Origin of the sequence: Lysobacter antibioticus, assembly GCF_000731095.1 — a bacterium.
GTDB lineage: Bacteria > Pseudomonadota > Gammaproteobacteria > Xanthomonadales > Xanthomonadaceae > Lysobacter > Lysobacter antibioticus_B.
The window spans coordinates 1-14,646 of the sequence record NZ_JMTZ01000036.1; the positions used below are offsets into that span (position 1 = coordinate 1).

Consider the following 14,646-nt stretch of genomic DNA (forward strand, 5'->3'; position numbering starts at 1 on the left):
GGCGGCGCAACCGCGCCGCCGCGACGGAATCTCCCACACCACAGGCAGGGCAAGGCAACGATGACTCGCAATCCGGTACGGCGCAGGCGCGGTTTGGTTTCGGTTTTCGACGGCAAGGCCTGGCCGATCGCCGCGGCACTGACCCTGGCGCTCGCCGGCGTGCTGAATGCCCATGCCGCCACGCCCAGCCGCGATCCGGCGAGCGAGGTCAACACCTTCATCGGCAGCAAGGACGACGGCAACACCTTTCCGGGCGCGAGCGCACCGTTCGGCCTGATCCAGATCAGCCCGATCGGCGATCACTACAGCGGCTGGCGTTACGACGATCCGAAGATCCGCGGCTTCGGCCACTCTTTCATTTCCGGCGCGGGTTGCTGGGAGCAGGGCGGTCAGTTGTCGGTGCTGCCGACCACCGGCGAAATCGGCCCGGGCAAGCGTTTCGACACCAAGGAATTCAAGTCCTTCGACCAGAAGGCCTACGCGTCGGCATATACCCACGACGGCGAAGTCGGCCAGGCCGGCTATTACAAGGTGCGCCTGACCGGCGAAGCTGCCGGCCCCATCGACGCCGAGGCGACCGCGCTGACGCGCGCAGCGGCCGAGCGTTACACCTTTCCGGCCGGCGCCAAGCAGGGCACGATCCTGGTCAACACCGGCCAGGCCAACGAGCGTCATCTCGTCGTCGGCAGCAGCGTGCAGGTGATCGGCGACCGCGTCGTCGAAGGCAAGATAGTCACCAAGAGCTTCTGCGGCGGCCAGCAGTACACGACCTGGTACCGCATGGAGTTCGACCGCCCCTTCGCCAGCTTCGGCACCTGGGACGAAACCGGCGGTCACGCCGGCGGCCGCGCCAGCATGCAGGGCGACACGCGTCCGCACGGCGCCTGGTTCACCTTCGATACCAAGGACGGCCGCGCGGTCAGCGCGGTCAGCGCGATCTCGCACGTCGATGCCGAAGGCGCGCGCCGCAACCTGCGCGACGAAGGCATGAAGAACGGCAAGCTGCTGAGCTTCGATGCGATGCGCAAGCAGGCGCAGGACGGCTGGCGCAAGGAACTGGACTCGGTGCGGGTCAGCGGCGGCAGCGCCGACGACCGCGTCGTGTTCTACACCGCGCTGTACCACTCGCTGCTGCAGCCGTTGACCGGCAGCGACAGCGACGGCCGCTACCGCGGCTACGACACCGAAATCCACAAAGCCGAAGGCTGGACCTATTACGAGTATTTCTCGCTGTGGGACACCTATCGCTCGCAGAACCAGCTTCTGGCCATGCTGCGTCCGCAGCGTGCACGCGACATCGCCAACTCCATGCTCAAGATCCACGAACAGAACGGCTGGCTGCCGCGCTGGGGCTACGCCAACTACGACAGCAACGTCATGACCGGCGACCCGGCGACGCCGTTCATGGTCGATCTGTGGCGTTTCGGCGCGCTCGAAGGCCGCGAGCAGCAGGCCTATAAGGCCTTGCGCGAGAACGCCTACGGCACGCCGCCGGCGCTGGTGCGCAGCAACGGCCGCGCCGGCAATCCGAGCTATCTGGAGCGCGGTTTCGTCCAGTACGACCGTGCCTTCCCGGCCAAGAGCATGGACGTCGATCCGCACCACGGCGGTTCCTCGACCCTGGAATACGCACTGGCCGATTGCTCCTTGTCGCAGATGGCCGACGCCCTCGGCCAAAGCGCCGACGCGGCGACCTTGCGCGAACGCGGCCGCAACTGGCGCAAGGTCTGGGACGCCGAGGCGGCCGATCCGGAGCTGGGTTTCCGCGGTTTCCCGCGTCCGCGCCTGGACGACGGCCAGTTCTACGTCGAGGCCGACGGCGGCTACAGCCCACGTTCGCACCACGGCTTCCACGAAGGCACCGCCTGGCAGTACCAGTGGCTGGTGCAGCAAGACATGCCCGGCCTGGTCGCGGCGATGGGCGGCAATGAGCAGACCGGCAAGCGCCTGGATGCGTTCTTCGCCTACGACCAACTCGTCGCCGACCCGCTCAATGCGGCGCGCAAGCAGTGGGTGGTCGGGCCCTACAGCTATTACAACCAATACCGTTACAACCCGAATAACGAGCCCGATCTGCACAGCCCGTGGATGTACACGCTGATCGGCCAGCCGTGGAAGACCACGGCGGTGCTGCGCTCGGCGCAGGCCTTGTTCACCAACGCGCCGAACGGCGTCACCGGCAACGACGACCTGGGCACGATGTCGGCCTGGTATCTGTTCAGCGCGATCGGCCTGTACCCGGCGGTGCCCGGCACCGGCGAACTGCTGCTGCACACGCCGCGTTTCGAAAAGATCGAGCTCGACCTGGGGCAGGGCAAGACCCTGACCATCGAAGCGCCCGGCGCGGACGGCCGCGGCCTGCAGTACGTGCAGTCGGCCAGCTTCGACGGCAAGCCGCAGGACCGGGTCTGGCTGGATTGGGCGAAGTTGCGCAACGGCGGCACTTTGCGTTTCGCGCTCGACAAGATGCCGCCGGCCGCAGGTTGGGGCACGAAGGCGGAGGCGCTGCCGAAGTCGGCCTGCGCGTCGCCGCAGTGATGGGTTCGATGCGGTGAAGTTTCGGTAATGACGTCATGGCGGCGAGGCCATGAGGGTGAAGTCGAGGCGCTGAAGTCCGGCCTGGGTTCGTCCGTTTCCAGACCGTCGTCCCCGCGAAGGCGGGGATCCAGGGCCTTACTGCGTTATAGCTCTGAAGTCTCTGGATCCCCGCCTTCGCGGGGATGACGAACTTCAGGGCGGCATGGCAGTGCAGATCCGCGATCCCAGCCTCGGCCGGGGGCGCGGAACTCAAAGCGGCAGTTGATTCGAAGCAGTTCGAGGAAACCGATTCGATGAAAGACGCATTGGCGAAGATGGGACGTTCGAAACTGCGCGTGGCGATGCTGAGCCTGGTCGGCGCGGCGATCGGCCTGGCGCCGTTGGCGCACGCCGACGAGGTTCCGCTGGCCGGTGCGAGCAAGGTCGCCGCCAATGCCGGCACGGCGCTGGCCGCGCCCGAACTGGTGCCGCTGCCGGCGAAGCTGCTGCGCGGCGAGGGCGAGTTCGTTCTCGACGCTACGACCACGCTCTATGCCAACAACGCCGAAGCGCGCGCCATTGCCCAGTTGCTGCGCGACGAACTGATCGCGACCCAGGACCTGACCCTGCCGTTGCGCAGCGGCGCGCCGCGCGTGCACAAGGGCGAGGCCGACCCCAGCCGCTATGTGCAGTTGGTCGCCGAGCCGGTCGCCGCCCATGCCGATGCGCGCTCGAAAGAGCGTTACACCCTGGAAATTACCGCGCGCGGCATTCGTCTGTCCGGCCCGCCTGCGGGTTTGTTCTACGGCTATCAATCGCTGCGCCAGTTGTTGCCGGCAGCGCGCAGCGCGCAAGCATTGCGCTTGCCCGCGTTGAGTATCGAGGACCAGCCGCGCTTCGTTTACCGCGGCATGCACCTCGACGTCGGCCGGCATATGTACCCGGTCGCCTTCATCAAGCGCTATGTCGACCTGATGGCGCAGTACAAGCTCAATACGTTTCACTGGCACCTGACCGAGGACCAGGGCTGGCGCATCGAGATCAAGCGCTATCCGAAGCTGACCAAGATCGGCGCGCAGCGCAAGGAAACCGTGCTCGGCCGCAACATCGATCCCTACGTCGGCGACGGCAAGCCTTACGGCGGTTTCTACACCCAGGACGAAGTGCGCGAGGTCGTGGCCTACGCCAAGGCCCGCCACATCATGGTGATCCCGGAAATCGAGATGCCGGGCCACTCGTTGGCCGCGCTGGCCGCATACCCGGAACTGGCCTGCACGCCGGGGCCGTTCGAGGTCGGCAGCAACTGGGGCGTGTACGACGACATTTATTGCCCGAAAGAGGAGACCTTCAAGTTCCTCGAGAACGTGCTCGACGAAGTGGTGGCGCTGTTCCCGGCGCCCTACCTGCACATCGGCGGCGACGAAGCGCCGAAGACGCGCTGGCAGAGCAGCGAAGTCGCGCAGGCGGTGATCCGCCGCGAAGGCCTGAAGGACGAACACGAGTTGCAGAGCTACTTCATCCAGCGCATGGAGAAGTTCCTGCATTCGCGCGGCAAGCGCATCATCGGCTGGGACGAGATCCTCGAAGGCGGCCTGGCCCCGGACGCGACGGTGATGTCCTGGCGCGGCGAAGCCGGCGGCATCGCCGCGGCGCGCCAGGGGCACGACGTCATCATGACCCCGACCCAGTGCTGCTATTTCGACTACGGCCAGGGGCCGGCGCGCCACGAGCAGTGGAACCTCGGCGGCGAGCTGAGCCTGGACAAGGTCTACGGTTACGACCCGGTGCCGAAGGAACTCGATGCCGCGCAGGCCAAGCACGTGCTCGGCGTGCAGGGTAACGTCTGGAGCGAGTACCTCAAGACCGAGGCGATGGTCGAGTACATGGTGTTCCCGCGCATGCTCGCCCTGGCCGAAGTCGCCTGGACGCCGCAGGGCGACCGCGATTTCGCCGATTTCCAACAGCGCTTGCGCGGGCAGTTTCCGCGTCTGGACCGCGAACAGGTCGGCTACCGCATCTCGGCGCCGGCCGGGCTGAAGGACGTGATGCAGGTACAGGGCCAGGGCGCGCCCGACGAATTCGTGCAGGTGTTCGAGCTGACCGCATCGGTGCCGGGCGCGACCATCCGCTACACCGTCGACGGCAGCGAGCCGAGCGATGCCTCGCCGGTTTACGCAGGCCCGATCGAAGTGCGCGTGCCGCTCGACCAGGTACGCAGCTTGCGCACCGTCACCGTGCTCGGCAACGGCCGTCGCAGCGGCGTGCACAGCGCGCAGGTGCAGTACCGCAGCTATCGCGCGGCGGTGGCGCCGCCCAAGCGCAAGAGCGCGGGCTTGAGCTATCGCCTGTACGAAGGCCAGTTCTCCACTCTCGACGAGTTCGAAGCCGCGGCCGCGCCGGTCGAGCAGGGCGTCGCGACCTCTCTGGACCTGGCGCCGTATGCGCGGCAAAGCCGCTACGGTCTGCAGTACGAAGGCCTGATCGAAGTGCCGGCCGACGGCGTGTATCGCTTCGCCTTGCAGGGCGACGACCGTTCGGCCTTGTACGTCGACGGCGAGCGGGTCATCCGCAACGACAGTTACGACCAGACTCTGGAAGGTTCGCTGCCGCTGCGCCGCGGCTGGCATCGTCTGCGCCTGGCCTGGTACCAGCGTGGCGGCGGGCAGAGCCTGCGCTTGCGTTGGGCCGCGCCGGGACAGACGCTGCAGGATCTCGATGCGAAGGGTGCGGTGCATTGATGCGCGCCGCGCCGTTCGCATCGCTAGTTCGACGAAGTACGGGTGGATTTTTTTTGCCCTTTTTTTAGATCGATCCAAATAGAGAACGCCACAAAAACGCCACAGCAGCTCGACACAGAGCACGAACGTAACCTTGGCCGAGGGTTCGGCCGCGATTGGGAGGGGTAGCAGGTGAACCACAATCAGCACCGCAACGAGCGCCAGCATCCGAGCCGCACGCCGACGGAACGCCGCCGCGCACACAGGAACGTCTTGACTGCGGCGATGCTCGCCGCCTTGTATCTGCCGCTGGCCGCGGCGGCGCAGGAAGCGAGCGCGCAGGACCCGGCGGCCGCGGCCGGCGAGGTCAAGTCGATCGACAAGATCACCGTCACCGGTTCGCGCATCAAGCGCGCCGAAGTCGAAGGCCCGGCGCCGGTCACGGTGATCAGCGCCGACCAGATCAAGCGCGAAGGCTTCTCGACCGTGTACGAAGCGTTGAGCACCCTGACCGAGGTCACCGGCTCGGTGCAGGCCGACGTCAACAAGGGCCCGACGCCGAACGCCAGCCCGCTCAACATGCGCAATCTCGGGCCGGGCCGCACCCTGCTGCTGATCGACGGGCGCCGCGTCGCCGATTACCCGCTGCCTTATGAGGGCCGCGGCAACTTCGCCAATTTCAACAACATCCCCATGGCCGCGGTCGAGCGCATCGAAGTGTTGGCCAGCGGCGGCTCGGCGATCTACGGTTCCGACGCGATGGCGGGCGTGATCAACGTCATCATGAAGAAGAACTTCAATGGCGACGAAGTGCGCATCAAGGGCGGTACCACCACCCGCGGCGGCGGCGACTCCTTCGACCTGTCGTGGACCGGCGGCCGCACCGGCGACAAGTGGAGCGCGACCTACGGCGTGCAGTGGAGCGGCCGCGAAACTTTGTTCGCCGGCGACCGCGAGTTCGTCGACTCCGACCTCGAGCCGGCCAACACGGTCAAGCCGCTGGTCAACGATCCCTGGCCGTGGGTCTGGGGCGTGGAACTGATCGACAGCGCCAGCAAGCGCCGCGTGACGCCGCCGACCGGCGCCTGCGACCGCTTCCAGGACTTGCCGCTGCACAACTTCATCGGCAACGAGGGCAATGCCCCCGAGTTCCCCGGCTACAGCTGCACCCAGGGCAAGGGCAACGCCTTGTGGAGCCTGCGCAACGGGTCCAACAACGTCTCGGCCTTCGGCAATTTCAGCTACGACTTCGACAACGGCATGCAGGCCTGGGTCAGCGCCTCGTTGTGGGACAGCGAAGGCGAGTCGCGCCAGGACGAGGCCCTGCGCTTCGAGTTGAACCGAGGCGGCGCCTTCTATGACCAGGGCACCGGCCGCAGCTACCAGGCGCGTCGCGCCTTCACCGTGCCCGAGGCCGGCGGCCGCGATCCGTTCCTGTTCTACACCAACGAACGCTCCTGGGACCTGGCCGGCGGTCTGCGCGGCCGCTTCGGCGAAAGGTTCAACTGGGACGCCACCGTCGGCCGCACCGAGTACAAGGTCGACTTCAGCTTCCCCTCGGTGGTGCAGAGCGCGGTCGACGAGTATTTCCTCGGGCCGCAGCTGGGCACGAATGGCGGCTTGCCGGCCTATCGCTTGAACCAGGATCGTTTCTGGAACCCGATGGACATGGCGACCTTCCAGCGCTTGACCACCCACGGCCATTCCAGTGCCAAGTCGTGGATGAACCAGGCCCAGTTCGCGGTCAACGGCGACTTGTTCGACTTGCCGGCCGGCCCGGTCGGTTTCGCCGCGGTGTTGGAAGCGGGCTCGCAAGGCTATCGTCTGAGCCCCGATCCGCTGACCTTCGGCCCCAACAAGCAGTACGACCAGCCCGGCGGTACCAACCAGGGCGGCGGCGACCGCAAGCGTTATGCGATCGGCGTCGAGTTCAAGTTGCCGCTGTTCGAATCGCTGGACCTGACCACCGCCGGCCGTTTCGATCGCTACGACGACGACAGCCGCAAGGAAGGCAACTTCACCTGGAACGCCGGCCTGGAATGGCGCCCGATCGAAAGCCTGCTGCTGCGCGGCGCCTACAACACCACCTTCCGCGCGCCGGACATGCATTACCTGTTCGCCACCAGCGGCACCGGCACCCAGGAAAGCGCCGACGTCGCTTCGTGCATCAAGCGCAACCAGGGCCCGAACTGCGGCTCGGCGTCGGTGTATTACCGTCACGCCACCAGCCGCACCGGTAACCTCAAGCTCGACAGCGAGACTGGCAAGTCCTGGAGTGCGGGTCTGGTCTGGGATGCGACCGACAATCTGTCGTTCAGTGCCGACTATTGGCGCATGACCATCGACAACCAGGTGCGCGATTTCGACATCGCCGACATCCTCGACCTGGAAAGCCAGTGCATCAACGGCGTTCCGCGCAGGTCGTCGGATCGGATGCAGGTCGCGCCGGGCTCGTCGACGTGTTCGAGCATCCTCTCGCGCGTGAGCCGCAGCAGCCCGGGCACCAACGCCTTCGGCGTCGCCGATCCCAACTATCCCTTGGGCCAGGTGACCTCGGTGCGCAGCGGCCCGATCAATATCGCCTATCGCGAAGTCGCGGGCGTCGACGTGTCGGCCCGCTACAAGCTGCCGGCGACGGCCTGGGGCGACTTCAGCTTCGCGCTCAACTACACCAACCAGTTGAAGAACAACGAGCAGCGCGACCCGGGCGCGCCGATGCAGGAAAACCGCGACAACGATGTGCGCACCTTCGCCCGCGCCAGCGCCAGCTGGTCGCGCGGGCCGTGGAACGCCACCCTGTTCGCCAATCGCATCGGCCACACCAACGGCGACAACTACAACCGTTGCGCACCGGTCATGCCGGGGCAAACCTCGACGGAATGCCGGATGGTCGGCAAGCTGAAGGCGCCGATCTACTTCAACCTGACCGCCGGCTACCAGCTGACCGAACAGGCCCGGGTCAACCTGTACATCGACAACCTGTTCGACGAAGCCGAGTACAAGGACCCCTACAAGATGTTCTTCATCTACGCCAACGAACGGGTGTTCTCGCGCGTGGGCCGCGAAATCTCGGCCGAGTTCGTTTACAAGTTCGATTGATGCAGGCTTGACCGATGCAGGTCCGACCGATGCGGTCGGTATCGATGCATCGATGCAATACCCGCGGCCGGCCGTTCGCGACCGGCCGCGGCAAACGCTCTCCAGTAAGCGGTGGTGGCCCGGCGATTCCGCGCTCTCCAGGCGGGACGCAGGGTTTTTTCCCGATTCTCGGGCAGGGGGCGCCTGGATGGGCGCTCCCGTTTTTCTCCCGGGCCTCGGGCACGACCGGTTTCGAATTCATGGCCGGCCGCCGCTGCTGCGGCCGCGCAACCACGGCAAGCGACTCCCTTGGGGCAAGCATGGCGACACTCCGGTCCAAGAACACCTTCGTTTCGGCACTGCGCACGGCCGCCGCGATCGGCCTGATGCTGGCCGCGGCCCTGAGCGCGGACTGGGCCCGGGCGGCCGAGGCGAGCGCGCAGCCCTTGCACGGCGATTGGCAGTTCCGGCTGGTGCCGGGCGACCCCGAAGCCGCCGCGCATGCCGCTGCCACCGATTGGCGCAAGGCGCAGGTGCCGGGGCATGTGCATACCGATCTGTTCGCCGCCGGCCTGATCGCCGACCCCTACGTCGGCGCGCGCGAGCGCAGCCTGCAATGGATCGGCCTGGCGCAGTGGGAATACCGCACCACCTTCGACGTCGATCGCGCCACCCTGAAGCGTGCGCACATCGAGCTGGTGTTCGAGGGTCTGGACACCTTCGCGACCGTGCAGCTCAACGGCGTCGAACTGCTCAAGGCCGACAACAGTTTCCGCACCTGGCGCGTGCCGACCCAGGGCCATCTGCGCGAACGCGGCAATGAGCTGCGGGTGGTGTTCGATTCGCCGATCCGGCGAACGCTGCCGCAGGTGCAGGCGATGCCGCACAAGATCGCCGGTAATTACCCGTCGCCCTACGGCGACGAGCCGCGCGATGCGATGACCGCCAACTTCGTGCGCAAGCCCGGCTACCACTACGGCTGGGACTGGGGCCCGCGCTACGTCAGTGCCGGCATCTGGCGCGCGGTGCGGCTGGAAAGCTGGGACCGCCTGCGCCTGGCCGACCTGCACGTGCAGCCGCGCCGCATCGCCCAGGACGCCGCCGAGGCCACGGTCGAGCTGGAGATCGACAGCGACCGCGCCGGCCAGGTCACGGTCGAGATCGACTACGCCGGTCCGCAAGGCAAGGGCGAGACCGTGCGTCACGAAACCGAACTGCGCAGCGGCCGCAACACCGTATCGGTGCCGCTGACGATCCCGCAGCCGCGGCTGTGGTACCCGGTCGGTTACGGCGAGCAAGCCTTGTACACCTTCAAGGCCCGCGTGCGCGACGCCGATGGCGTGCAGGCGGCGGCCCAGCGTCGCACCGGCTTGCGCAGCATCGAACTGCGCCGCGAGCGCGATGCCGGCGGCCAGGGCTTCGCTTTCGTCGTCAACGGCATCCCGGTGTTCGCCAAGGGCGCCAACGCGATTCCGTTCGACGCCTTCCCGGCGCGGGTGACCCGCGAGCGCCTGCGCCGCGACCTGCAGTCCGCACGCGACGCCAACATGAACATGCTGCGCAACTGGGGCGGCGGTTATTACGAGTCCGACGACTTCTTCGAGCTGGCCGACGAACTCGGGCTGATGGTCTGGCAGGACTTCATGTTCGGTGGTGGCATGCCGCCCGGCTATGACCCCGCTTTCCGCGCTAACGTCGTGGCCGAGGCGCGCGACAATGTGCGCCGCTTGCGCAACCACCCCAGCATCGTGCTGTGGTGCGGCAACAACGAAGAAGAAACCGCCTGGAAGGACTGGGGCCATCGGACCAAGCTGGCCGCGGCCGATCCGAAGTTCGCGCAGACGGTGTGGGAGGGCTATGTGGCCTTGTTCGGCAAGGACCTGCGTCGGGTCGTCGCCGAAGAGGGGGCCGGCGTGCCGTACTGGTCGAGTTCGCCGAGCAACGACCTGGCCGACAAGGCCAACGACTCCAACAACGGCGACAAGCATTACTGGGACGTGTGGGGCGGCCCGGCCTTGCCGGCCACGGCCTACCTCGACGAGACCCCGCGCTTCATGTCCGAGTACGGCCTGCAGGGTTGGCCGTCGCTGCGCACCATCGCCAGTTTCGCCCGCCCCGAAGAGCAGGGCATCAACGCGCCGGTGATCCGCGCGCACCAAAAGTTCCTGGCCGGCGACGGCAACTCGCGCTTGCTGCTGTACATCCGCCGCGAATACGGCGAGCCGCGCGACTTCGCCGATTTCGTCTATCTGAGCCAGCAGGTACAGGCCGAAGGCATCGAGCTGGCCGCCTTGCACCACCGCGCTTCGCGTCCGCGAACTATGGGTTCGCTGTATTGGCAGTTGAACGACGTCTGGCCGGGCGCGTCCTGGTCGAGCCTGGATTACTACGGGCGCTGGAAGCCGCTGCATTTCCACGCCAAGCGCTTCTTCGCCGACGTCGCCATCGCGCCCTTGCGTCGCCCGTCCGGCGAGCGCGGCGGACGCACCGAGCTGAGCCTGCTGTCGGACCGCACCACACCCTTGCAGGGCGAATGGCGTTTGCGGGTCATGGATTTCGACGGCCGCGTCCACCGCGACGAACGCAAGCCGGCGACCCTGTCGGCGTTGGCCTCGACCGCGGCCGGCGCCTGGAGCGACGCCGAACTGCTCGGCGATGCCGATCCCTTGCGCACCGCGGCGGTGTTCGACCTCATCGTCGACGGCAAGACGGTGTCGCGTCGCGCCGTCTACTTCGGCGAATCCAGGCGCCTGGCCTGGCAGGACCCCGAGCTGCACGGCGAACTGCGCCGCGATGGCGAGGGATACCGTTTGCAATTGAAGGCGAGCAAGCTCGCACGCGCGGTCTGGATCGATTTCGGCGATCACGACGTCGAGTTGGCCGACAACGCCCTGACTGTGCTGCCGGGCGAAACCGTGGAGATCGGGTTGAAGTCGAAGGCCGGCCTGGACAGCCTGCAACGCGCCTTGAGCCTGCGATCCTTGTATCGGCCTTGATGGCCAGGGGGCCGTCTCGGCTTTCGTTGGGCAGAGCAAATCCCCCACGCTGCAGTGATCGGGTTTCATCAGCCGTCGCGGTGCGTTCGCCCCCTTTTCCTAAGGGGGCGATGATTGACGTGTTCGGGCATCGGCACCGACATCGATACCGATACCAAACCCAGCCCCGGTGATGCTTGCTGCTCCCCCCTTTGGCAAAGGGGGGCAGGGGGGATTTGCTCTTTGGCCCCCGCAACAAGCCCAACTTGCATCCCACCCCAACGCCCCGCAGGCTGTGACGTTCGCGCCACCGCCGCGCCGCGTGCATGGAAGCGACGCCCTTCAACCCCGTTCGCGCAGTCGCCGCGTTAGAGGTTGCAGACCCCGTTCTTAAGGAAGAGGTGACCGGTGAAACCGTCCTTCGCAGTCGTTCGTTCCGTGTTTTGCCTGTTGCTCGCCCTCGCCACCGTCGCTAGTGCGCAGATCCGCGGGGATGTCACCGCGCCGCCCTTGCTCGAAGTGCGCGGCGTCGAAACGCCCATCGTGCTCGAATCGGCCCGCGTCGACGGCGAGATCGTCGGCGGGCTGGCCCGGACCTCGGTCGAGCTGGTGTTCCGCAACCCGAACCGACGCGTGCTCGAAGGGCAGTTGCAGTTCCCCTTGCGCGACGGCCAGCAGGTCGCCGGCTTCGCGCTCGACATCGACGGCAAGCTGCGCGCCGCGGTGCCGGTGCCGAAGGACAAGGGCCGGCAGGTGTTCGAGGCGATCGAACGCCGCGGCGTCGACCCGGCGCTGTTGGAGAAGACCGCCGGCAATCAGTTCAAATTGCGGGTCTACCCGATCCCGGCCCAGGGCACGCGGCGGGTGCGGCTGGAGTTGGTCGAGTCGCTCGCTCGCGAGGGCGGCGACTGGCGTTACGAGCTGCCGCTGGCGTTCGCCGCGCAGGCGCGCAGTTTCAGCCTCGAGCTGGTCTCGGCGCAGAAGCCGCGACTGGTCGGTCTGAGCCAGCAGACGGAGATCGCCTCGAGCGCCGGCCGCTACCGGCTGGCGCTGCGCGGCCGACCGCTCGGCGACGCCCTGAGCCTGCGGGTGCAGGCCGCCACCGCGCCGCGCGCCTACACCCAGGACTTGGATGGCGAACGTTTCTTCCTCGCCGAAGTGCCGCTGGCCGGTGCGCGCCAGCCGCGCGCGCTGCCGAAATCCATCGGCTTGCTGTGGGACAGCTCGGCCTCGGGCCGCAAGCGCGAGCGCGCCAGCGAACTCGCACTGCTGGATCGTTATTTCCGCGCCGCCGGCGAGGTCCGGGTCAGCCTGGTCCGGCTGCGCGATCGCGCCGAGCCCGCGCAGGCTTTCGCGGTCAAGGGCGGCGACTGGTCGGCGCTCAAGCGCGAACTCGAAAGCACGGTCTACGACGGCGCCACCGACCCGGGCGGTTGGCAGCCGCAGGCCGGCATCGAGGAATACCTGCTGGTCAGCGACGGCTTGTTCAACTACGGCCAACGCCGCTTCCCGGCCTTGCTCGCCGGTCAGCGCCTGTATGCCTTGAATTCGGCCGGTGCGGCCTCCGACCAGGACGGCCTGCGTGCCCTGGCGCAGGCGCACGGCGGCCGTCTGGTGGCGTGGCAGCGCGCCGGCGAACTCGATCGCGCCGCCGATGTCCTGCTCAACGAAGGGCCGCAATTGCTCGGCGTCGACGGCCTCGGCACGGCCGGGGTGGTCGCCGATTCGCCGTTCGCCGACGGCGGCCTGTTGCGTATCGCCGGCAAGCTGCGCGATCGCCCGGCCAAGCTGAGCCTGAAGGTGCGCGACGGCGGCCGGGTGCGCGAGCTCGTCGTGCCTATCGATGCGGATGCGCCGGCCAGCGTCTTCCCGGCTGCGCTGTGGGCGCAGTATTCGATCGGCGCGATGCAGGCCGACCCCGAACTCAACCGCGCCGCGATCGCGCGCCTCGGCCAGCGCTTCGGCATCGTCACTGCGGAAACCTCGCTGATCGTGCTCGACGATCTGGCCGACTACGTGCGTTACGACATCACCCCGCCGGACCGCCTCGACGAATTTCGCCGGCTCAAGGCCGAAGGCAGCGACGAGCGCGAGCGTACCCGCCGGCAGAGCCTGGACCGGGTCGCCGCGCTCTACGCCGAACGCATCGAATGGTGGCAGCGCAGTTGGCCGAAGGGCGCGCCGCCGCAAGTAGCCGATGAGGCCAAGCTGCGGCGTGCCCAGGCGGGGGCGCATGGCAACGTGCAGCGTTCGCTGGCTTATGCGCCGGCGCCTGCGGCCCCGGTCGCCGCAGTCGCGCCTATGCCGATGGAGGCAGAGGCGAGACTCGAGACGATCACGGTGACCGGCTCGCGCGTCGATGCCGCCTCGGACAAAGCCGGGCAGGACGCAGAAGCCGGCGCCGGCGCCCGCATCGTCCTGCAGCCGTGGCAGCCCGACTCGCCGTACGCACGACGCCTGCGCCAGGCCGGTGCCGACCGCGTGTATGCGATCTACCTCGACGAGCGCGATTCGCATGCGACCAGCACGGCGTTCTATCTCGACGTCGCCGACGTGCTGATCGAGAAAGGCCAGCGCGACCTGGCCCTGCGCGTGCTCTCCAACCTGGCCGAGATGGACCTGGAGAACCGCCACATCCTGCGTGTGCTCGGCTATCGCCTGATGCAGGCTGAACAGCCCGCGCTGGCGGTGCCGGTGTTCGAGCGCGTGCGCGGCCTGGCCGAGGAAGAGCCGCAAAGCTTCCGCGACCTGGGCCTGGCCTATGCCGCCAATGCCCAATACCCGCAGGCGGTGGAGGCCTTGTACGAGATCGCCCTGCGCGATTGGGACGGCCGCTTCCCGGGCGTGGAGGAAATCGCCATGGCCGAGCTCAACGCCATCGTCGCGGCCCACCCGCAAGGGCTGGATACCTCGCGCATCGACCGGCGCCTGCTGCGTAACCTGCCGCTGGACCTGCGCGTGGTGTTGAGTTGGGACAGCGACAACAGCGACATGGACCTGTGGGTGACCGACCCGAACGGCGAGAAGTGCTACTACCGCCACAAGCTGACCTATCAGGGCGGGCGCATCTCCAACGACTTCACCGGCGGCTACGGCCCTGAGGAATTCATCCTGCGCGACGCCAAGCCCGGCAAGTACAAGGTCGAGGCCAACTTCTACGGCGACCGCCAGCAACTGGTGACCGGGGCGACGACCCTGCACCTGTGGCTCAGCACCGGCTTCGGCGGCGCCCAGCCGACCGAGCAGAAGGTGACTCTGCGCCTGAAGGACCACGCCGAAGTGGTGATGGTGGGCGAGTTCGAGGTGAAGTGAGGCCGGCCGAAGCAAGCCGGGCTGAAGTAAGCCCGGCCGATGAGGTC

Annotated in this window: 5 protein-coding genes; all 5 read left to right on the top strand. The window is 67.4% G+C overall.

Annotated features, from left to right (window positions below; translation table 11 throughout):
- Positions 1-144 precede the first annotated feature (144 nt).
- The 5 genes from EX88_RS0112205 (at position 145) to EX88_RS0112225 (ending at position 14,599) form a co-directional block, all read left to right on the top strand.
- Positions 145-2,538: a GH92 family glycosyl hydrolase gene (locus EX88_RS0112205; RefSeq protein WP_235186259.1), complete on the top strand. Its 2,394-nt coding sequence runs from the start codon at positions 145-147 to the stop codon at positions 2,536-2,538.
- A 293-nt stretch (positions 2,539-2,831) separates the two neighbouring features.
- A complete protein-coding gene (locus EX88_RS0112210; RefSeq protein WP_051885048.1) occupies positions 2,832-5,255 on the top strand; it encodes a family 20 glycosylhydrolase in 2,424 nt (807 codons plus the stop codon).
- A gap of 171 nt (positions 5,256-5,426) precedes the next feature.
- A complete protein-coding gene (locus tag EX88_RS0112215; RefSeq protein WP_051885049.1) occupies positions 5,427-8,333 on the top strand; it encodes a TonB-dependent receptor plug domain-containing protein in 2,907 nt (968 codons plus the stop codon).
- A 365-nt stretch (positions 8,334-8,698) separates the two neighbouring features.
- Positions 8,699-11,308 (top strand): beta-mannosidase, encoded by a 2,610-nt coding sequence (locus EX88_RS0112220; protein ID WP_031372275.1) that lies wholly within the window; start codon positions 8,699-8,701, stop codon positions 11,306-11,308.
- Positions 11,309-11,695: 387 nt separating this feature from the next.
- Positions 11,696-14,599 (top strand): VIT domain-containing protein, encoded by a 2,904-nt coding sequence (locus EX88_RS0112225; RefSeq protein ID WP_081930923.1) that lies wholly within the window; start codon positions 11,696-11,698, stop codon positions 14,597-14,599.
- Positions 14,600-14,646: the final 47 nt, after the last annotated feature.

Excerpts from the sequence above, each read along its gene's own strand:
- EX88_RS0112210 (WP_051885048.1), top strand. The coding sequence starts at position 2,832 with ATGAAAGACGCATTGGCGAAGATGGGACGTTCGAAACTGCGCGTGGCG.
- EX88_RS0112220 (WP_031372275.1), top strand. The coding sequence starts at position 8,699 with ATGCTGGCCGCGGCCCTGAGCGCGGACTGGGCCCGGGCGGCCGAGGCG.